We start from the raw sequence: 17,734 nt of genomic DNA on the forward strand, positions 1-17,734 counted from the left end.
GCTGGTGCTGAGTCCGGCTATTAGCACCAGATGAAAGCGGCTATTGATATAGATCAACCGCTGTCTTCTGCGTACGTCAGCGTGATTTGACAGCCCGAATATGACGACTACTTTGGAATTAAATATCCCAAGAACAAAAGACAGCGGAGTGTCTGAAAAATGAACAGCACAGCCCCATTCCCCCAGACAACAATGGATGAAGTCCCCAAGTCAATTCTGTATCGCCAGAGTGAGGCAAAGGACGAAAAACTGATCGAGAGAGAATTGATTGCTCACATCTCCCTCGAAGCTAGAGATCTGGAGTTTAACGAAGAGCGCTGTTTTATCCTCTCTTCAAATTGAAGAGGCTGGGTAGCAAACAGCCCCGACAAGCATGGCCCTCAGGAGGTCGATCCGCATAGATTGCCGCCCTGGCGCTCATGACTGCATACTTTTTTTCCAGCTACCGCGGAATCTTGAATCCCTCTCTAACCTTAGCCACCTGTTCCCGCGTTACGCAGCCTTCGACATGATCGTTGACCAGCCCCATCGCCTGCATAAAGGCAAACACGGTGGTCGGGCCGACGAACTTCCAACCACGCTTTTTCAGCTCTTTCGACATCGCCACCGACTCCGGTGAGGTGGAAACCGATTGCGGTGCACCGTGTTGTGCCGGATCCGGTTCATAGCGCCAGACAAAAGCGGCGATCGAGCCTTCACGTTCGACCAGTTCAATCGCCCGCTGGGCATTATTGATCACCGCCTCGATCTTACCGCGGTGGCGTACTATGCCCTCATCCTGCAGCAGGCGCTGCACATCCTGCTGGTCGAACCGTGCAACCTTGTGAAAATCGAACTGCTGGAAGGCGTTGCGGAAATTCTCCCGCTTGGCCAGAATCGTGCGCCAGCTCAGCCCCGACTGAAAACTTTCCAGGCAGAGTTTTTCAAACAGCCGTCGATCATCATCGACCGGAAAGCCCCACTCCCGGTCATGATAGGGAAAAAATTCCTCCACCTGTCCACACCAGCCGCAGCGCGGCTCACCATCGGGTCCATTGACGGTTTTACTCATATTTTCTACCCTCTTGCTGTTTGTTGTTCTGTTCAGCCAAACGCTTCGCGTTGCTATCCAGCCAGCCCTCCATCTGCTTTACCTCCTGCTCGATAAACCCCTTGTCGTTGAACGCATTGGCCAGGGTCGCGACCCCCTGACTGCGGGCCAGCAGATGCATCGCCAGTTCGTCGGCAGCCGCTCCGGCGCCCAACCGCCGGAACTGCCCGGCCAGCCACTCCCTGAACAGGGTAAACAAGCCGTTGGCATCCCGCTGTGCCGCATGGCCAAGCTTCGCCAGCTCACTGGTCAGCGTACCCACGGGGCAGCCGTGTTGCAGAATCTTGCTCTGATTCATGATCAGAATGCGGATAAAACAACGAATACACTCCACCGGGTCTCGTCCTTGGGCTTGCCACTGTGCCAACATCTTTCGTGTTTTCTCCAGACGATGCTCTATCACGGCCGCCAGAATTTCGTCTTTGGTTTTGAAGTGATAGTAGAAGTTACCACGCGATATCTGCACCGCGTCGGCGATATGCTTGAACGAGGTGTGCTCGTACCCCTGCTGATAGAACAGCTGGTCCGCCGCCTCCACAATCTGTTCGCGCGTGGCCCTTAGCACCCTATAGCCTCCATCGATCGCGAGTTAACGTTTTCGTAGAACAGGATCGGATTCCCGACCATGCGAATACCTCTTTTCGGCGGCAACTTCGTAGGACGTATGTCCTAAACCCAAAATAGGACACCCGTCCTATTCCGTCAACTACGGAACCAATCGGTCGTATCAATAGATCGGATCAACGGATAGAAAAGTACCGCATCTTGTCTGCAGCTAGTTCACCGCTTGTCGCGACTCTCGTTACACAAGATCATGGCCAAGCCATTGTTGTGCCGAAAAGCTTGGCTATCTAGAGGTGACAACCGCACAATAGGCATTTAAACACCCAGTTTAGACAAGGAGTCCAGATGTCCATACCTAAACGGCTCGGTACTGCACTGCTCGCCTTTCTCGTCGCCAGCCCGACATTTGCGCAAGACGGCCTCAACAGCCATACGCACGGCAACGCCACCCTGCAATTGGCGTTCAGAAACCTGGAACTGGTTATCTACTTGCGTGGCGCCGCCGTCGATTTTCTGGGCTCGGAGCATCAACCCTTCAGCGCCGAAGCAAGTGCTAAAGATCAAGCACTGGAACGCGCCATGCGCGACCCGGCCTACTGGATCGTGTTACCTGCCGCTGCCGGCTGTACGCTGAGCCAGGTCCACCTGGGCAAGCATCATGTGATATCCGGGCGCGGAGTTGCACCGGAGATCATGGACAGCAACGCCGACTCGGTTGTCGCCGAGCATCTGGACCTCAACTTCACCTACAGTTTCCTGTGCGCCAATCCGCAACGCTTCGATAGCGCCCAGGTCAAGCTGTTCGAGCACTTCCCCAGCCTGGAAAGCGTGCAGGTGAAGATTGCCGGAGAGCAGCAGAGCCGTCAGCAGTTGACGCCCGGCGACACGGTGTTGCGGTTGCCCTGAGCGAAACAGGCAGTTCAGGCATACTGACTGAGCACTGTCTCGTAGCGCTCAAGACAGCCGATCTGTGCTTCGACCCACTCCCGCTTCCAGTAGGTATCGAGGTAGCGCTCGCCGCCATCGCACATTAGCGTAACGATCGAGCCCTGCTCCCCGCGCTCTTTCATCTCAGCGGCGAGCTGCAGCGCCCCCCAGAGGTTGGTGCCGGTGGAGGCGCCGGCACGCCGACCGCTGATCCGCTCCAGCCAGTAGATGGCGGCTATGCTGGCGGCATCAGGCACCTTGAACATCGCGTCGATCAGCTCCGGCAGGAACGATGGCTCCACTTGGGGTCGGCCTATCCCTTCGATGCGGCTGCCGCCCAGTCCTTTGAGAGCACGATCGCCACTGCGATAGCTGTCGTAGAACACCGAATTCTCAGGGTCCACCACAATCAGCTTGGTCGCATAGCCCTGGTAGCGAATATAGCGTCCCAGCGTCGCAGCAGTGCCACCGGTGCCGGCACTCATCACGATCGCCGCCGGCTGCGGATGCTCCTCCTCCGCCATCTGCCGGTCGATGCTGGCGGCGATGCTGTCCTCCCCGCGCCAGTCGGTGGCCTGTTCGGCATAGGTGAACTGGTCCATGTAGTGACCGCCGGTTTCACGCGCCAGACGGCGCGCCTCGCCGTACACCTCGCTAGCTTCGTTGACAAAATGGCAGCGGCCGCCAAAACGCTCGATCTGTTCGATCTTCTTTTTTGCCGTGCTCAGCGGCATTACTGCCGTGAATGGCAGGCCCAACAGCCTGGCGAAATAGGCCTCGGAGACCGCACTGCTGCCGGAGGAGGCCTCGACGATCGGCGTTCCCGCGTTGACCCTGCCGCTGCAGATCGCATGGGTAAACAGGGAGCGCGCCAGTCGGTGTTTGAGACTGCCGGTGGGATGGCTGCTCTCATCCTTCAGGTAGAGATCGATCCCCGTCAGCAACGGGATTTCGAGCTTGATCAGGTGGGTATCGGCACTGCGCTGCCGGTCGCTGGCCAGACGCCGCATGGCCCAACCGGCCCAGTTACCTGTCTCGACTGATTGGCGAACTTTCACCTCGGGGCGAGGTACTGAAAGAGTGGCGGTGGACATGCTGGATTTCCCGACGATTGATATAGGTAAAATTCTAGGGAATCCCGACGAAATATTTTTCCTATCTTTTCCATCAAAGCGCTAATATGTAGAAAAATTTTCTCACCAAAAGCCAAAATAAAGAATGGATAATTTCGACCGTCATATCCTCTCCATTCTCCAGCGAGATGCAACCATTGCACTGAAGGACCTGGCCGAAGCCGTCAACCTGTCCACGACGCCCTGCTGGAAGCGGGTCAAGAGGCTGGAGGAGGATGGTTATATCAAGGCACGGGTGGCACTGCTCGATCAGGATCGCCTGGGGCTGGGGCTGTCGGTATTCGTACAGATCAAGACCAAGCATCACGACAGCGACTGGCTGGAGCGTTTTGCCGCTACGGCTTCACGGTTCGACGAGGTGGTCGAGTTCTACCGCATGTCCGGCGAATGGGATTACCTGCTGCGGGTGGTGGTCAGCGATATCGCCGCCTACGACCGTTTCTACAAGAAACTGATCGGCAGCATCGATGGCTTGGCGGATATCTCCTCCAACTTTGCCATGGAGCAGATCAAGTACACCACCGCCCTGCCTCTGCCCTAGCCTTTGCCCTAGCCTTTGCCGCCGGGCACGATGAAGAACGGAGGCCCGAGAGCCTCCGTTTTGCTGCCCACCTAGGATCAGGCGTAGACCGGTGCAAATGCTTCTCCCGGATTCTCCACCGGACCGTTCTCACCCCAGTAGGGCGAGAGCTTGCGCAGCTTGGCGACGATCGGCGGCACCTCCTTGATCACACGCTCCACCTCCGCCATGGTGTTGTAACGGGAGAAGGAGAAGCGCACGGTGCCATGTGCGGCGGTGTAGGGAATGCCCATGGCGCGCATCACATGCGAGGGTTCCAGAGAGCCCGAGGTACAGGCGGAGCCGGAGGATGCGGCGATACCCACCTTGTTCAGCAACAGCAGGATCGCTTCCCCCTCGATATACTCAAAGGCGATGCTGGCGGTATTGGGCAGGCGGTTGTCCGGATCGCCGGTGACGAAGCAGTTCGGTACCGCGGCGAGAATCCCCTGCTCCAGACGATCACGCATCGCCTTGACCTGGGTGTTTTCGAACGCCATGTGCTCGGCCGCCAGTTCGCAGGCCTTGCCCAGACCGACAATGGCCGGTGCGTTCTCGGTGCCGGCACGACGCCCACGCTCCTGATGACCGCCGCGCAGCAGCGGACGGTAGCGCACGCCGCGGCGCAGGTAGAGCACGCCGATCCCCTTCGGCGCATGCAGCTTGTGCCCGGACAGGGACAACATGCTGATCGCGCTATCCTTCAGATTGATCGGGATCTTGCCCACCGCCTGAACGGCGTCGGTGTGGAACATGATGCCCTGCTCGGCCGCCAGCTGTGCCATCTCCTCGATCGGGAAGATGGTGCCGCTTTCGTTGTTGGCCCACATCACGCTGACCACGGCGACTTTGTCGCTGAGTAGTGACCGGTACTTGTCCAAGTCCAGACGGCCCTTGGAGTCCACCTCCAGCTTGTGCACGGTATAGCCTTCGGTCTCCAGGTACTCGCACAGGGTCAGCACGGCGGGATGCTCGACCAGGGTGGTGATGATCTCCTTGCGTTCAGGCTGCGCCTTCAGCGCCGAGAGGATTGCGGTGGAGTCCGACTCGGTACCGCAGGAGGTGAAGATGATCTCGGAATCATGCTCGGCACCGAGCAGATCCTGGATCTGCTTGCGTGCCCTCTTCAGGGCAAAACCGACCTTGTTGCCAAAGCTGTGCAATGAGGAGGGGTTGCCGAACTGCTCGCAGAAGTAGGGCTTCATCTCTTCAAAGACGGCCGGGTCCACCATCGTGGTTGCGTTGTTATCGAGATATATATCCTCGAGGTGAGTAGTGTTCATGCTCAGCCCTCCATGCTAACGAGTGCTTCTTTGGACGCCGGAATCACCTTGACGAACTCGCCCAGCTCTTCGATCAGACGCTGCTGGATACCGCCCAGGGTCATCGCCGCCATCTGGCAACCGGTGCAGGCGCCGGTGAGGTGAACGTAGATATTCTTGCCATCCACATCGACCAGCTCGACATCACCGTTGTCGGCCTGCAGCGCCGGACGGATAGAGTCGAGCACCGTCTCGATCTTGCGGATACGGGCCAGGGTACCCAGCTTCGGCACTTCCGGCGCCTTGGCAGTAGCAGGTTTGGCAACTGCCGCAACGCCGGCAACGAAGGTCTCCCCCTTCTCGGCCAGCACGCGGGTCAGGATATTCTCGATCCCTTCATGGCAGGATGAGCAACCGCCACCGGCCTTGGTGTAGTTGGTCACCTCTTCCACCGTGTGCAGGTTGTTGGCGCGAATGGTGTCTTCGATCATCACTTGGTCAACCGCGAAGCACTTGCACACCAGCGCGCCCTCTTCGTGATCATCTTCCCAAACCTCGCCACGGTAGTTGGCGACCGCCGCCTGCAACGCTTCACGCCCCATCACCGAACAGTGCATCTTCTCCGGCGGCAGGCCATCCAGATAGTCGGCGATATCCTGGTTGCTGATCTTCAGCGCCTCATCCAGGGTCAGCCCCTTGATCATCTCGGTCAGTGCGGAAGAGGATGCGATAGCGGAGCCGCAACCGAAGGTTTGGAAACCGGCATCCAGAATCACTTCGGTCTCCGGTTCCACCTTCAGCGTCAGCCGCAGCGCATCACCACAGCTGATCGAACCTACATCACCTACCCCGTTGGCCCCTTCGACTGCCCCGGCATTTTTCGGGTTGTAGAAATGCTCTTGTACCTTTTCAGAATAATCCCACATCGCTTGAACTCCTGAGTCGATTGTTGCCGGTTAGGCCATTAACACGCGAACGATTTGCCGCAACCGCAGCTCTGGGTGGCGTTCGGGTTTTCGAATTTGAAGCCGCTGCCTTCGAGACCGTCGAGGAAATCGACGGTCACGTTGTCGAGCAGTGGCTGGCTGGCGGGATCGACCAGAATCTTGAGACCGCCGACCTCAACGACCTGATCGTCTTCGGCGGCGCTCTCCTCCAACTTCATACCGTACTGGAAGCCGGAACAGCCGCCGCCATCGACACGAATCCGCAGCCCTACGACAGGCTTGCTGGCATTCTCAATGAAACGGGCGACTGCACCGATTGCGTTTTCTGTGAGCTGTATCATTGCGTTCTCCTCGCCGGATCGTTGCTTGCCTAGACCGGTGCAATCGGGGTGCCAGCGACAGGAAACAAAAATTACCCTTTTATTTCATGCAGATAACAATATACACACATTATTTACGTGTATTTTTGTCGGCGTCCAAAGAACAACATTGGTGGGTTTTGGTGGGGAGTGTCGGGTTTGCTACATGCCGGCCAAAGGCCCGGCTTACCCACCCGACTTATTCAACTGACGTGGTCACCTAACTTAGCCACCTAACCTAGTCACCCAACAGGGCTTCGTAGGCATTGCGCAGCAACAGCCGTTCGGTGATCGGCAACTGCAGCAGATCCATCAGCGTTATAAAACGCCCGCCCTCCAGGTTCGGCAGTTGGTCGCCGTTGATCCGCAGCAGTGCCACGGGCGTCCATTCACCCGGCTGCTCGACCCAACCCAGAGTGGCACTGGCCACACTCAGCTGCTCCGGCTTCAATCCAATCAGCTCTGCGATAGCCCGGACCATCTGTGCCGGGTGCGGAACGAGGTTTGTGGGTTCGTGGTCGTCATGCAGTATGGAGAGTTTGGCCAGAGGGGTGGGCAGGCACACCGAAGGGCCGGTGTCGTACTCCACCAGCCAGAAGTGCAGCCGCGCGCTGATGGCGTGAAGGTGGGCAACGATTACGCGCATCTCTTGGCGATCACCCTTCCAGTTCTGCCAACAGTGCGATCTCCGACTTGAGATTGTCGCGATCACGTCCCCAGATGCTCAGTTGCTCCGCCCAGCGCCCCTCATATGCGGGATGTGGGCAGAGCAGATCACACTCCAGCAGCAGCGAGCCGTCGGCATTGATCACCAACTGAGCACGACGTTGGCTGCCATCCAGGCTCCAGCGGCCGTTCAGGGTCGGCTCGCCGGTGTACGGATCGGCCTGCTGTTCAAAACGAAACTGGTCCGTATCCGGTAACATCGCCATGTCTAGACCGGTCTTGTGCAGCCGTTCACGCCCCGCTACGCAGGCCGCATCCAGCAGCGCTCGATAGCTGTCCAGGAGCGCCTGGGTGGCACTATCCATCGTTTGTCCCCCGTCAAATGAGTGCGGTTATTGCTCGCTGATCACTCACTTACCACTCCGCTCTTACCACTCAACTTCAGGCGCCAGCAGCTCGGTCACCGGATTACCGCCGAGCAGGTGCTCCTCGATAATACGGTTAACGTCCGCCGGCTTGACCGCCTTGTACAGGTGCGAGCCCGGATAGATCAGCACGTTGGCACCGAGATGGCAGGGGCCGAGGCAACCGGTCGCGGTGACCGCGAACTGCTGGAACAGGTTGCGCTTGGCAATCTCCTCGGAAAAGGCCTGTACAACGATGGAGGCACCGGCGGCGCCGCAGCTGCCACGGGGATGGCCTTCGGGGCGCTGCTGACTGCAGACGAATACATGGGCTTGAGGTCTTGGCATGATCCTGCTCCTCTGGTTAGCAACTACGGGTTAGCGCCTACGGTCAGGCCGCAGCCGGCTCGTGGCTGTGACACTGCTTCGGACAGACTCGGAAGCAGGACTGACAACCGATGCAATCGTCGGAGTTGGCGATCGACATCACCATCATCTCGTCGTCGTCATCGAAATCGTCGTCATCATCGGCCAGGGCTTCGCCTCGCTCGACCAGTTCGAACACATCGCGCGGACACACCTTGTAGCAACGACCACAACCGATACAGGTTTTCTGGTTCAGATCGTTGACGAAACTGGGCACCCACTCGGCACCGCCGCGGGTGCGCCCTGTTATAAGCTCTGCAGACATTTCACGGACTCCTGATTTACCTTGTTCCATTAGCCTTCGAGCGCGTCCAGCCGGTCCTGAGCGGACCTCCAGGCCAGGCAGGCATCGACGGTTTTTTGCGCCAACTCGGGCAGGCTCGAATAATCGGTCCAGAGGCTGTCCTCGACCAGATCGTGGACCGCCGAGGCGCATTCGGTGGCGATGCGCTTCGCCTTGCGCGCCTCTTTCTGCAGTTTCTTCAGTTCTTCGTCGGTCATAGCTCCCCCTACTTCAACTGTAAATGTGGTTCAGTCCTCGGCGGCGGCGCGGAACTTCTCGATCGTGGTCAGCGCACGGGCGACCAGTTTTTCCGCCTCCTCGTCCAGTTTCTCGACGGAATCGAAACCGAAGCGGTGTACATCGCGCAGCGCCTTGTCGATGACGACCAGCTTGCCGACCATGATCAGGGCACGACCGAAACCTTCATGGCTCAGGTTAATCATCGGCACCGCCATCAGACCGCACTCCTGCTCTACACGCACCGCGATAGCGTTGTAGTACGCCTTGACGCGGGACACGACCACCTCGTCCGGATCGCCGACCACCGGAATCTCGCGGCGACGCGCCTTGGTCAGGATCATCGGGTCCAGCACCTTCTCGTCCCCCCAGGTATCGTAGGTACCGTAGCTATCCATCGCCCGCAGCTGGACGATCATCTGCTTGATAAACGGCGCGGCCAGAGAGGCTGAGCCAGGCTCAATCGTCATATCGCTCATCGTTGTTCTCCAAAGGATTTGAACCTGTTATATGGAACCTGTTATCGGAAATCGGGACCGGTTACTCGTCCCAGCCCTCGGCTTCCATCGAATCAAAACGTTTTAGCGCGTGCTGCTGCCGACGAATCGCCTTGGCCAACCAGCTGGAGGGCCCTTCGCGCAGCTCATCCTGCAACGCCGACAGCAGCTCGCCGATCGGCGCCTCATCGGTCACCCTGACCGGCTGGATGCCGTTCTCCAGCAGTTGGCGTACCGCCGATGCGCCGCAGGCCCGGCAATAGACAGCGGCACAGCCGGAGAGCTGCGCGATCTTCACAGGCAACCGCTCCTCGTTGTCCTCCTCGCTGACGTCGGCAAACTCGCACACCGAGATCAGCCAGGAGGTGCGGTCATTGACGCCGTAGATGGCAAAAGCCAGCGCCGAACCGAAGTGCTGGTTTACCGTCTCCCGATCCGTGGTCGCGAAGGCGACACGTAGAATTTCCAGCTCCCGTGCACTTCCGACGACCTCGAGCCGCCGTGTCAGCGGTGTCATATCAGGCTCCCGCGGCCATCCTCATCTGAGGCTCGCCATCCTGTTTCTGGGCATAGATCGAGTGATAGGGCCTGATCTCCTCATGCTGCGACAGCTTGAGGTTGGCGATATCGAACAGTATCTGCTGGATGCCGCGATAGCCACACCAGACGCGCTGGAAGCCGCCGACATAGTCGTACTGCGGGAACCCTGCGCGCAGGTGCGGTGTATGCAGCCGCTGCGAGGTTTCCGCCAGATGACTGTTGCCGATCAGCAGTTCCGCGCGGTATTCACGGGCATCCTGTTCCAGATCCTCCAAGTCACCGATCTGTACCTGCGGCAGCGCCAGTTCGGTCAGCGCCGGCCCCTTCGCCGGCGCGACAGCGGTAACCACCTCGGCGCCCATGCTGACTACCAGATCGTGCATCGACAGCAACAGATCGGGATCGGCCGCGATGGCAACACGCAGTTGTCCAAGCATGAAGTGGGTATCGAGCATGGCGTCCTGCAGCTGGGCGCGGTGTCGGCGCCAGCGGCTCGGGACCTCGTTGCCGGAGATCTCCGCCAGCGTCATCAACCAGCGATCCACCGCTTTCAGCGTGTGCAGATGGGAGAAGTTGTAGCTTTTCACACCGCTGCGCTGCTCCAACAGCCAACCGGACTCGGCCAGCGAAGCACCGATCACCAGCGTGGCCCGGCTTTCGACGCAGGTGGCCAACTCATCCAGGGTGAGACCGCCGCTGGTCAGCGGACAGTACTCCTCGCTGGGCAGGTGGCCGTCGAGCGAGCCTGACAGGTCGGGGATCAGCAGCGGGCGCAGGCCAAAGCTCTCGATCGTGTCGCAGATGTACTCGAGATCGCCCGGAGTCAGGTAGCAGCCACAGAGCACATTGACCTGACGCTGGCGGCGTCCGGCGCGATCGGATTCCGGCACCAGCGACTCGATGATCCCCTTCAGCGCCAACGCGTAACCGGTCTCGAAGCAGCCGCTGAAATCCGGCGTATTGGCCGCCACCACCGCAACCTTGTCGAACTCCGGATGGCGACGGCGAAAGGTACCCACCGCGCCGTTCAGATCGCAGCCCTGAGTCTCGGCCAGGCCGGTGCTGCACAGGCCGATCAGGGCCGGTTTCTGCTTCTCGCTGATCGTCTTCAGTGCCTCGACGATATTGTCGTCGGCGCCCATGATCGAGCTGACCTGATCCATCGCCGTGGTCTGCAGCGGAATCGGCTCACGGAAGTGGCGCACGAAGAACACCTTGGCGAACGCCGTGCAGCCCTGACTGCCATGCATCAGCGGCATACTGCGGTTAAAGCCCAGGTAGGCCAGCGCCGCGCCCATGGTCTGGCTCGCCTTCAGTGGGCTGACCGCCAACGGCTTTTTACGCTTGTTGATCTCAGCCATGGATCACCTCCGGCACATCGGTCAGTTGCAGCGGTTCGATACTGTCGCCGTAGTCGCCCCAAGGCGCCGGTTCGCGTACCGAGGTCCAGATCGGGCTCTCGATGGTGAGCGCCAGCTGGCGGACCAGCTCCAGCATCCCTTCGTAGCCGGCGTACCCAAACTCGCGTTCCTGGTTGATATCGAGGAAGGGGATGCGCGCCTTCAGCGCGGTGTAGAGGTTACGGCCGCCGGCGATCAGGATATCGGCCCTGTATTCATGCACGATATTGATCAGCTCCCTGGCGCCGCCCTCCTCGATCATCTTGGTGTCTTCGCCCATCAACTCGCGGATGCGCGCCTTGTCCTCTTCTGTAGACTTCTTGGTACCGGTGGCGACCACCTTCATCCCTAAGTCCTGCAGCGCCGAGACCACCGACCAGGATTTCACCCCTCCGGTGTAGAGCAGTACGCGCTTGCCCGCGAGGCGCTCACGCCAGGGCTCCAGAGCGGTGCGGATACGGCGCTCTTCCCGCGCGATCAGCGCCTCGGTGCGCGTGGTCAGGTCCGGATCATCGATTAGTCGGGCGAAGTCGCGCAGCGCCTGGGAGGTATCGGTGATGCCGTAGAAACTGCCCTCGAACCAGGGGATGCCATACTTGCTCTCCATCTTGCGCGCCACGTTGAGCATCGCCTTGGAGCAGACCATCATCGTGCACTCCGCCTTGTGCATGGTCTGCACTTCGCGAAAGCGGGCATCGCCGGACAGGGTACAGAGCACGCGGATACCCAACTCGTCGAGCAGCGGCAGCACATGCCAGAACTCACCGGCGATGTTGTACTCGCCGACCAAGTTCACATCATGCACCCTGATCCCCTCACGCCTGCCCGCCTCGGGCACAGGATCGGGATCGCGGGTGCCGATCACATGCTTGAACATCGCCTCGCCGGCGATGCGGTTACCCAGGTTCTTGGTGCCGTAGAAACCGGCGCCGTCCACCGGCACCACCGGCGTGCCCCAGCGTTCGGTGGCCGCCTTGCACACCGCATCCACGTCGTCGCCGATCAGCGCGGGGACGCAGGTGTTGTAAACGAAGACCGCCGCCGGACTGTAGTTGTCGATCGCCTGCTTGATGGAGTGGAACAGGCGCTTCTCGCCCCGCCCCATGATCACATCCTGCTCGGTCAGGTCGGTGGTCATACCGATGCGGTAGAGGGTCGGGCCACTGGAGCGGGTGCCGCGGTTATCCCAAGAGCTGCCGGCACAGGCGATGGGGCCGTGAACGATATGCGCCACATCGGCGATCGGCAGCAGCGCGATCTGCGCGCCATCAAAGGCGCAGCCACCGGCAGAGGCGCCAGGCTTGGGCTTGGCACAACCGGACTTCTCCTTCTTGTTGTGCTCACATGCCGGTTCGTCCAGCAGTTCGGCGATATCCTTGGCTTTCATCGGACCCTCCGGTTACACGGCGTTGATAGCTTTCAGACACAGTAAAAGCCTCTGTCCGTAATCAACCTGCAACCGATATGCCAGACATAAGTTATTGATTTAACGATATACAACCCGTACAAACCGATGTTGGAAAGGCAACAAAGTCACATACAGGGAAAGGTATGGAAGGAACGCAACAAAACCGATTGCCGACTCAGCGGTACAGGATCAAACAGCACGACGACTAGTGTATCAGGGGGCTGGAGGTGGACAGGGGCAGCTATCCCCCGTCCAGGTAACCGGATAGATAGCAGAATCCTAGCTGACAATAGTGGGGATCGTCGCCGCCCCGCCGACAACGAATGTATAGACCTTATTCGGCCCCTGTCTCCGTATAGCGGTGTTTGAAGTAGAAACGCTCCAGCTCGTTTCTCTTCGGATACTCGCCGGTGAAGGTCTTCACGTACTCGGGAATACGCTGCATCCTGACCTCGAGCGATTCATCGGTCTGCATCGATATATAACCGATCTGCACCAGGTAGATTGTTCTTGCATGAACATCGGCCGCTGTTTCATCAAAGCCATAGCGTTGAAACATGGTGCATAACGCCTCGAGCCGCTGCCTGTCGGCGAGCTGCACCTCTTCCAGTATCGCTTTCGATTGCAGCGCCCAGCTGCGCATGGCGAACTCAAACCGGGAGTCGAACAGGCTCTGATCCAGCCAGCAATCGAATACGTTGAGCGTGGCCTCGGCCAGCGAATCCGCATAGGCCTGCGACTGCCGGATCAGGTTGCCGGTATTCTTGTCTTTCCACTTCTTCACCAGCGCATCCAGCAACTCCTCCCGGTCCTGGAAGAACCAGTAGAAACTGGTCCGTGACAACTTCAGCTTTTTCGCCAAGGCCGCGATCTTGACCGCCTCGACACCCGACTCAAGCAGGATCTCACCGGCCGCATCCAGCCAGAGATCGGGAGATCCGCGCCAACCGCTCTCACTCGTCATGTTCTTGTTCATAGCCTTATTCATAGCCGTCTTTATACCCAATCAACCGGCAAAATGTACACGCAGCGGGCGACAATAAACACAAAAGTACATTTTCTTGACACATCTGTACATTCCACCTAGGATCAGTCCCATCAACCCGAACGACGTCCTGCAACACGAGACATCGGTCCAAACAACAGACATTGAGCCGGAGCCCGATCATGTCCAATGACCCGCTTTTGCAGCCATACACAATCAAAAATCTGACCCTGCGCAATCGCATCATCATGACGGCCCACGAGCCCGCCTATCCCGAGGACGGCATGCCGAAGGGGCGCTACCGTGCCTACCATGTGGAGCGCGCCAAGGGTGGCGTTGCGATGACGATGACCGCGGGGTCGGCGGCGGTATCGAAAGACAGCCCTCCGGTGTTCAACAACCTGCTGGTCTACAAAGATGAAGTGGTACCCTGGATGAAGGACCTGACCGACGCCGTACACGAACAGGGCGCTGCGATCATGATTCAGCTCACTCACCTGGGCCGTCGTACACGCTGGGACAAGGGCAACTGGCTGCCGGTGGTATCGCCGTCACATCATCGTGAAGCGGCACATCGCGCCTTCCCGAAGAAGATGGAAGACTGGGATATCGAGCGCATCATCAAGGACTACGCCGATGCCGCCGAGCGGATGAAGGCCGGGGGCATGGATGGCATCGAGCTTCAGGCCTACGGCCACCTGATGGACCAGTTCTGGTCGCCGCTGACCAACGAGCTGGACGGTCCCTACGGCGGCTCACTGGATAATCGCCTGCGTTTCACCTTCGATGTGCTCAGCGAGATCCGTAAACGCGTGGGTAACGACTTCATCGTCGGCATGCGCTACACCGGTGACGAGTTGCTGCCCAACGGCCTGACCCAGGAGGATGGCCTGGAGATCTCCCGCCGTCTGAAAGAGAGCGGCATGGTGGACTTCCTCAATGTGGTGCGTGGTCACATCGACACCGATGCCGGTTTGACCGACACCATCCCGATCCAGGGGATGCAGAACAACCCGCACCTGGATTTCGCCGGCGAGATCCGCGCTGCCACCGACTTCCCGGTGTTCCATGCCGCGAAGATCTCCGATGTCGCCACCGCTCGCTATGCCGTCGCCTCGGGCAAGGTCGATCTGGTCGGCATGACCCGTGCGCATATGACCGACCCGCATATCGTGCGCAAGATCATCGAGAAGCGCGAAGATGAGATTCGCCCCTGTGTCGGCGCCAACTACTGCCTGGACCGTATCTACCAGGGCGGCTCCGCCTACTGCATCCACAACGCCGCAACCGGGCGTGAAGAGACGATGCCGCACGAGATCGCCAAGGCCGAGATACGCAAGAAGGTAGTGATCGTCGGTGCCGGTCCTGGCGGTCTTGAAGCCGCCCGTGTTGCCGGAGAGCGCGGCCATGAGGTGGTGGTGTTCGAAGCCGCGAACCAGCCCGGTGGTCAGATACGCCTGACGTCACAGAGTGAGCGGCGTCGCGAGATGATCTCGATCATCGACTGGCGCATGGCCCAGTGTGAACGCCTCGGCGTGCGCTTTCAGTTCAACACCTACGCAGAAAGTGAAGAGATCGAAGCGGAAAGCCCCGATGTGGTTGTCATCGCCACCGGCGGCCTCCCCCATACCGAGGTTTTGTCTCGCGGTAACGAACATGTGATCTCTACTTGGGAGATCATCTCCGGCGATGTGAAACCCGGTAAAAACGTCCTGGTTTATGACGATGCCGGCGACCACTCCGGACTGCAGGCCGCGGAGGTGATCGCCAAAACCGGCGCCAAGGTCGAGATCATGACGCCGGACCGCTCATTCGCTCCCGAGGTAATGGCGATGAACCTGGTGCCCTACATGCGCACCCTGCAGAAACTGGATACCCGCTTTACCGTGACCTATCGCCTGCAGTCGGTGGAGAAAACCGCGACAGGTCTCAAGGTCCATATCGGTAGCGACTATCTTGGCAACGGCGAGGGCGGCGTCGCCCAAGAACGCGAATTTGACCAAGTGGTGGTGAGCCACGGCGTGATTCCAATGGATGATCTGTATTTCGATTTGAAGCCGCACTCATCCAACCTGGGCGAGATATCCCACGATCAGCTGATCAACGGTACGCCGCAGTCCGTCGAGCGTAACCCAGAGGGCAAGTACCAGCTGTTCCGTATCGGCGATGCGGTGTCGGCCCGCAACACCCACGCCGCCATCTACGACGCACTGCGTCTGATGAAGGATATCTGAATCGCCGGCCGCTCTGACGTTAGTCCGAATGGCTAGCGAAAGATCTGGCGCCCCCTGAACACCCGGTTTTAGAGAGAAGTTTAAGCGCATGAAAGTCTTAGTCACCGTTAAGCGTGTAGTCGATTACAACGTAAAAATCCGGGTCAAAAGTGACGGCTCCGGTGTCGAACTCAACAACGTCAAGATGTCCATCAACCCGTTCGACGAGATCGCCGTGGAGGAAGCGATTCGGCTTAAGGAAGCGGGCACCGCCTCCGAGGTCGTCGTGGTCTCGATAGGCACCAGTAAATCAGAGGAGACGCTGCGCAGCGCATTGGCCATGGGGGCCGACCGCGGCGTCCTGGTTGATACGGGCGACACTGCTGTCGAACCTCTGGCGGTGGCCAAGGTGTTGAAAAAGGTGGTCGAGCGGGAGGACCCTGGGCTGGTGATCCTGGGTAAACAGGCGATCGACGACGACTGCAACCAGACCGGACAGATGCTGGCGTCCCTGCTCGGCTGGGCGCAGGGCACCTTTGCCTCCGTCGTTGAGGTGGTCAGCGCGACCAGTGCCAGGGTGACCCGTGAGGTGGATGGAGGCCTGCAAAAGGTCTTGCTCAAGCTGCCCGCCATCGTCACCACGGACCTACGTTTGAACGAGCCGCGCTACGCCTCGCTGCCCAACATCATGAAGGCGAAGAAAAAGCCAGTCGACAAGCCGACGCTGGCGGACCTTGGGCTGAGCGAAGCCGATATCGCCCCACGACTGGAGGTGATTGAAACCCGTGCGCCGGAAACACGCACGGCGGGCATAAAAGTGGCCAGCGTCACCGAGCTGGTCGACAAACTGAAAAACGAAGCCGGCGTGCTTTAAGCGGGAGGAAAGATCATGACCACACTGTTAATCGCCGATCACGACAACACCCGCCTCTCCAGCCATACCGCGAAAGCGCTCACCGCCGCCTTGAAGCTGGGTGAGGTACACCTGCTGGTGGCCGGCCATGACGTTTCAGCGGTAGCCAATGAAGCGGTGCAGCTGGCAGGCGTCAGTAAGGTGCTGGTGGCTGACCACCCGGAGCTGGGCCATCAACTGGCCGAATCGATGGCCAACACGATACTGGCGCTGGCAAAGGATTACTCCGCCATCGTCGCAGCTGCAACCACGACCGGCAAAAACACCCTACCCCGGGTGGCGGCACAACTGGACGTAATGCAGCTGTCCGAGATCATCGAGGTGGTGTCGGAAGATACCTTCAAACGTCCAATCTATGCGGGGAATGCTATTCAGACCGTGCGTTCCCACGAAGCGGTCAAGGTAATCACCGTTCGCACCGCCAGTTTCGATAGCACATCCAGGACAGGCTCGGCACCAATCGAGCGGATCGACGCGATGACCGGCGATAAGCTATCCGCCCATCTGGCCGATCAGCTATCGAAATCGGACCGCCCGGAGCTGGCGTCGGCAAAAGTGATCATTTCCGGCGGCCGTGCCCTCGGCTCTGCCGATAGGTTCAAAGAGGTGATTCTGCCGGTGGCTGACAAGCTGGGGGCAGCGGTGGGCGCGTCCCGGGCTGCCGTGGACGCGGGCTACGCCCCCAACGACTGGCAAGTAGGCCAGACAGGCAAGATCGTTTCGCCCGAGCTGTATATCGCCTGCGGCATCTCCGGCGCGATTCAGCACCTGGCGGGGATGAAAGACTCAAAGGTGATCGTGGCGATCAACAGCGATGAAGATGCACCGATCTTCCAGGTGGCGGATTACCAGCTGGTCGCCGATCTGTTCGAAGCACTACCGGAGTTGGAACGAAGTCTGTAACTGCGACCAGGTGGCAGT

General features: G+C 59.3%; 22 protein-coding genes. 6 read left to right on the top strand and 16 right to left on the bottom strand.

All coding sequences use genetic code 11. The annotated features are described in order from the left end of the window. The first annotated feature begins 159 nt into the window (after positions 1 to 159). On the top strand, positions 160 to 342 hold the full coding sequence (locus KQ940_RS16775; protein WP_217414940.1) for a hypothetical protein: 183 nt from the start codon (positions 160 to 162) through the stop codon (positions 340 to 342). A gap of 100 nt (positions 343 to 442) precedes the next feature. On the opposite strand, the gene KQ940_RS16780 is transcribed toward KQ940_RS16775, so the two are convergent. After that, positions 443 to 1,051: a DNA-3-methyladenine glycosylase I gene (locus KQ940_RS16780; RefSeq protein WP_217414941.1), complete on the bottom strand. Its 609-nt coding sequence runs from the start codon at positions 1,049 to 1,051 to the stop codon at positions 443 to 445. Then, positions 1,044 to 1,655, bottom strand: a complete 612-nt coding sequence (locus KQ940_RS16785) for a TetR/AcrR family transcriptional regulator (RefSeq protein WP_217414942.1) — start codon at positions 1,653 to 1,655, stop codon at positions 1,044 to 1,046. Before KQ940_RS16785 ends, KQ940_RS16780 begins: the two co-directional genes overlap by 8 nt. 344 nt (positions 1,656 to 1,999) lie before the next feature. Between KQ940_RS16785 and KQ940_RS16790 the strand changes: the two genes are divergently transcribed. Beyond that, positions 2,000 to 2,560, top strand: coding sequence for a ZrgA family zinc uptake protein (locus KQ940_RS16790; protein ID WP_217414943.1), 561 nt, complete (start codon positions 2,000 to 2,002; stop codon positions 2,558 to 2,560). A 14-nt stretch (positions 2,561 to 2,574) separates the two neighbouring features. Here KQ940_RS16790 and KQ940_RS16795 read toward each other — a convergent pair whose 3' ends face one another. Further along, the gene (locus tag KQ940_RS16795; protein ID WP_217414944.1) at positions 2,575 to 3,675 is read right to left on the bottom strand and encodes a PLP-dependent cysteine synthase family protein; all 1,101 of its coding nucleotides are present in this window, start codon (positions 3,673 to 3,675) and stop codon (positions 2,575 to 2,577) included. A gap of 124 nt (positions 3,676 to 3,799) precedes the next feature. Here KQ940_RS16795 and KQ940_RS16800 point away from each other — a divergent pair, with 124 nt between their 5' ends. Next, positions 3,800 to 4,255, top strand: coding sequence for an Lrp/AsnC family transcriptional regulator (locus KQ940_RS16800; protein ID WP_217414946.1), 456 nt, complete (start codon positions 3,800 to 3,802; stop codon positions 4,253 to 4,255). Between the two features lie 77 nt (positions 4,256 to 4,332). Here KQ940_RS16800 and nifS read toward each other — a convergent pair whose 3' ends face one another. The 13 genes from nifS to KQ940_RS16865 form a co-directional block, all read right to left on the bottom strand. Further along, on the bottom strand, positions 4,333 to 5,556 hold the full coding sequence (nifS, locus tag KQ940_RS16805) for a cysteine desulfurase NifS (protein WP_217414947.1): 1,224 nt from the start codon (positions 5,554 to 5,556) through the stop codon (positions 4,333 to 4,335). A 2-nt stretch (positions 5,557 to 5,558) separates the two neighbouring features. Further along, a complete protein-coding gene (nifU, locus tag KQ940_RS16810; RefSeq protein WP_217414948.1) occupies positions 5,559 to 6,461 on the bottom strand; it encodes a Fe-S cluster assembly protein NifU in 903 nt (300 codons plus the stop codon). A gap of 38 nt (positions 6,462 to 6,499) precedes the next feature. Further along, complete coding sequence (locus KQ940_RS16815) at positions 6,500 to 6,823, bottom strand: HesB/IscA family protein (protein WP_217414949.1); 324 nt, start codon at positions 6,821 to 6,823, stop codon at positions 6,500 to 6,502. A 256-nt stretch (positions 6,824 to 7,079) separates the two neighbouring features. Beyond that, positions 7,080 to 7,487: a hypothetical protein gene (locus tag KQ940_RS16820; RefSeq protein ID WP_217414950.1), complete on the bottom strand. Its 408-nt coding sequence runs from the start codon at positions 7,485 to 7,487 to the stop codon at positions 7,080 to 7,082. Between the two features lie 10 nt (positions 7,488 to 7,497). After that, positions 7,498 to 7,872, bottom strand: coding sequence for a hypothetical protein (locus KQ940_RS16825; protein WP_217414951.1), 375 nt, complete (start codon positions 7,870 to 7,872; stop codon positions 7,498 to 7,500). A gap of 63 nt (positions 7,873 to 7,935) precedes the next feature. Then, entirely contained in the window at positions 7,936 to 8,259 is a 324-nt protein-coding gene (locus tag KQ940_RS16830) for a (2Fe-2S) ferredoxin domain-containing protein (protein WP_217414952.1), read from the bottom strand. Positions 8,260 to 8,302: 43 nt separating this feature from the next. Further along, positions 8,303 to 8,602, bottom strand: coding sequence for a ferredoxin III, nif-specific (gene fdxB, locus KQ940_RS16835; protein ID WP_217414954.1), 300 nt, complete (start codon positions 8,600 to 8,602; stop codon positions 8,303 to 8,305). A gap of 29 nt (positions 8,603 to 8,631) precedes the next feature. After that, positions 8,632 to 8,838 (bottom strand): CCE_0567 family metalloprotein, encoded by a 207-nt coding sequence (locus KQ940_RS16840; protein ID WP_217414955.1) that lies wholly within the window; start codon positions 8,836 to 8,838, stop codon positions 8,632 to 8,634. Positions 8,839 to 8,868: 30 nt separating this feature from the next. Then, the gene (locus KQ940_RS16845) at positions 8,869 to 9,336 is read right to left on the bottom strand and encodes a NifX-associated nitrogen fixation protein (RefSeq protein WP_217414956.1); all 468 of its coding nucleotides are present in this window, start codon (positions 9,334 to 9,336) and stop codon (positions 8,869 to 8,871) included. Positions 9,337 to 9,397: 61 nt separating this feature from the next. After that, on the bottom strand, positions 9,398 to 9,871 hold the full coding sequence (locus tag KQ940_RS16850) for a NifB/NifX family molybdenum-iron cluster-binding protein (protein ID WP_217414957.1): 474 nt from the start codon (positions 9,869 to 9,871) through the stop codon (positions 9,398 to 9,400). 1 nt (position 9,872) lies between these two features. Continuing rightward, positions 9,873 to 11,255 (bottom strand): nitrogenase iron-molybdenum cofactor biosynthesis protein NifN, encoded by a 1,383-nt coding sequence (gene nifN, locus KQ940_RS16855; protein WP_217414958.1) that lies wholly within the window; start codon positions 11,253 to 11,255, stop codon positions 9,873 to 9,875. Then, positions 11,248 to 12,681: a nitrogenase iron-molybdenum cofactor biosynthesis protein NifE gene (gene nifE, locus KQ940_RS16860; RefSeq protein ID WP_217414959.1), complete on the bottom strand. Its 1,434-nt coding sequence runs from the start codon at positions 12,679 to 12,681 to the stop codon at positions 11,248 to 11,250. Before nifE ends, nifN begins: the two co-directional genes overlap by 8 nt. 355 nt (positions 12,682 to 13,036) lie before the next feature. Continuing rightward, complete coding sequence (locus KQ940_RS16865) at positions 13,037 to 13,666, bottom strand: TetR/AcrR family transcriptional regulator (RefSeq protein WP_246590147.1); 630 nt, start codon at positions 13,664 to 13,666, stop codon at positions 13,037 to 13,039. A 203-nt stretch (positions 13,667 to 13,869) separates the two neighbouring features. Here KQ940_RS16865 and KQ940_RS16870 point away from each other — a divergent pair, with 203 nt between their 5' ends. The 3 genes from KQ940_RS16870 to KQ940_RS16880 all read left to right on the top strand — a co-directional run bounded on the left by KQ940_RS16870 (position 13,870) and on the right by KQ940_RS16880 (position 17,716). Next, complete coding sequence (locus KQ940_RS16870) at positions 13,870 to 15,921, top strand: NADH:flavin oxidoreductase (RefSeq protein WP_217414961.1); 2,052 nt, start codon at positions 13,870 to 13,872, stop codon at positions 15,919 to 15,921. An 88-nt stretch (positions 15,922 to 16,009) separates the two neighbouring features. Then, positions 16,010 to 16,774 carry an electron transfer flavoprotein subunit beta/FixA family protein gene (locus KQ940_RS16875; RefSeq protein ID WP_217414962.1) on the top strand — a complete coding sequence of 255 codons (765 nt, stop codon included), beginning with the start codon at positions 16,010 to 16,012 and terminating at the stop codon, positions 16,772 to 16,774. Positions 16,775 to 16,789: 15 nt separating this feature from the next. Continuing rightward, positions 16,790 to 17,716, top strand: coding sequence for an electron transfer flavoprotein subunit alpha/FixB family protein (locus tag KQ940_RS16880; protein WP_217414964.1), 927 nt, complete (start codon positions 16,790 to 16,792; stop codon positions 17,714 to 17,716). The last annotated feature ends 18 nt before the right edge of the window (positions 17,717 to 17,734 follow it).

Origin of the sequence: Marinobacterium ramblicola (assembly GCF_019084545.1) — a bacterium.
Classification (GTDB): domain Bacteria; phylum Pseudomonadota; class Gammaproteobacteria; order Pseudomonadales; family Balneatricaceae; genus Marinobacterium_D; species Marinobacterium_D ramblicola.

Excerpts from the sequence above, each read along its gene's own strand:
- nifS (WP_217414947.1), bottom strand. The coding sequence starts at position 5,556 with ATGAACACTACTCACCTCGAGGATATATATCTCGATAACAACGCAACC.
- KQ940_RS16800 (WP_217414946.1), top strand. The coding sequence starts at position 3,800 with ATGGATAATTTCGACCGTCATATCCTCTCCATTCTCCAGCGAGATGCA.
- fdxB (WP_217414954.1), bottom strand. The coding sequence starts at position 8,602 with ATGTCTGCAGAGCTTATAACAGGGCGCACCCGCGGCGGTGCCGAGTGG.
- KQ940_RS16795 (WP_217414944.1), bottom strand. The coding sequence starts at position 3,675 with ATGTCCACCGCCACTCTTTCAGTACCTCGCCCCGAGGTGAAAGTTCGC.
- nifE (WP_217414959.1), bottom strand. The coding sequence starts at position 12,681 with ATGAAAGCCAAGGATATCGCCGAACTGCTGGACGAACCGGCATGTGAG.
- KQ940_RS16820 (WP_217414950.1), bottom strand. The coding sequence starts at position 7,487 with ATGCGCGTAATCGTTGCCCACCTTCACGCCATCAGCGCGCGGCTGCAC.
- KQ940_RS16780 (WP_217414941.1), bottom strand. The coding sequence starts at position 1,051 with ATGAGTAAAACCGTCAATGGACCCGATGGTGAGCCGCGCTGCGGCTGG.
- nifU (WP_217414948.1), bottom strand. The coding sequence starts at position 6,461 with ATGTGGGATTATTCTGAAAAGGTACAAGAGCATTTCTACAACCCGAAA.
- KQ940_RS16830 (WP_217414952.1), bottom strand. The coding sequence starts at position 8,259 with ATGCCAAGACCTCAAGCCCATGTATTCGTCTGCAGTCAGCAGCGCCCC.
- KQ940_RS16870 (WP_217414961.1), top strand. The coding sequence starts at position 13,870 with ATGTCCAATGACCCGCTTTTGCAGCCATACACAATCAAAAATCTGACC.
- KQ940_RS16790 (WP_217414943.1), top strand. The coding sequence starts at position 2,000 with ATGTCCATACCTAAACGGCTCGGTACTGCACTGCTCGCCTTTCTCGTC.
- KQ940_RS16865 (WP_246590147.1), bottom strand. The coding sequence starts at position 13,666 with ATGACGAGTGAGAGCGGTTGGCGCGGATCTCCCGATCTCTGGCTGGAT.
- KQ940_RS16775 (WP_217414940.1), top strand. The coding sequence starts at position 160 with ATGAACAGCACAGCCCCATTCCCCCAGACAACAATGGATGAAGTCCCC.
- KQ940_RS16815 (WP_217414949.1), bottom strand. The coding sequence starts at position 6,823 with ATGATACAGCTCACAGAAAACGCAATCGGTGCAGTCGCCCGTTTCATT.
- KQ940_RS16880 (WP_217414964.1), top strand. The coding sequence starts at position 16,790 with ATGACCACACTGTTAATCGCCGATCACGACAACACCCGCCTCTCCAGC.
- KQ940_RS16845 (WP_217414956.1), bottom strand. The coding sequence starts at position 9,336 with ATGAGCGATATGACGATTGAGCCTGGCTCAGCCTCTCTGGCCGCGCCG.
- KQ940_RS16840 (WP_217414955.1), bottom strand. The coding sequence starts at position 8,838 with ATGACCGACGAAGAACTGAAGAAACTGCAGAAAGAGGCGCGCAAGGCG.
- KQ940_RS16850 (WP_217414957.1), bottom strand. The coding sequence starts at position 9,871 with ATGACACCGCTGACACGGCGGCTCGAGGTCGTCGGAAGTGCACGGGAG.
- KQ940_RS16875 (WP_217414962.1), top strand. The coding sequence starts at position 16,010 with ATGAAAGTCTTAGTCACCGTTAAGCGTGTAGTCGATTACAACGTAAAA.
- KQ940_RS16825 (WP_217414951.1), bottom strand. The coding sequence starts at position 7,872 with ATGGATAGTGCCACCCAGGCGCTCCTGGACAGCTATCGAGCGCTGCTG.
- nifN (WP_217414958.1), bottom strand. The coding sequence starts at position 11,255 with ATGGCTGAGATCAACAAGCGTAAAAAGCCGTTGGCGGTCAGCCCACTG.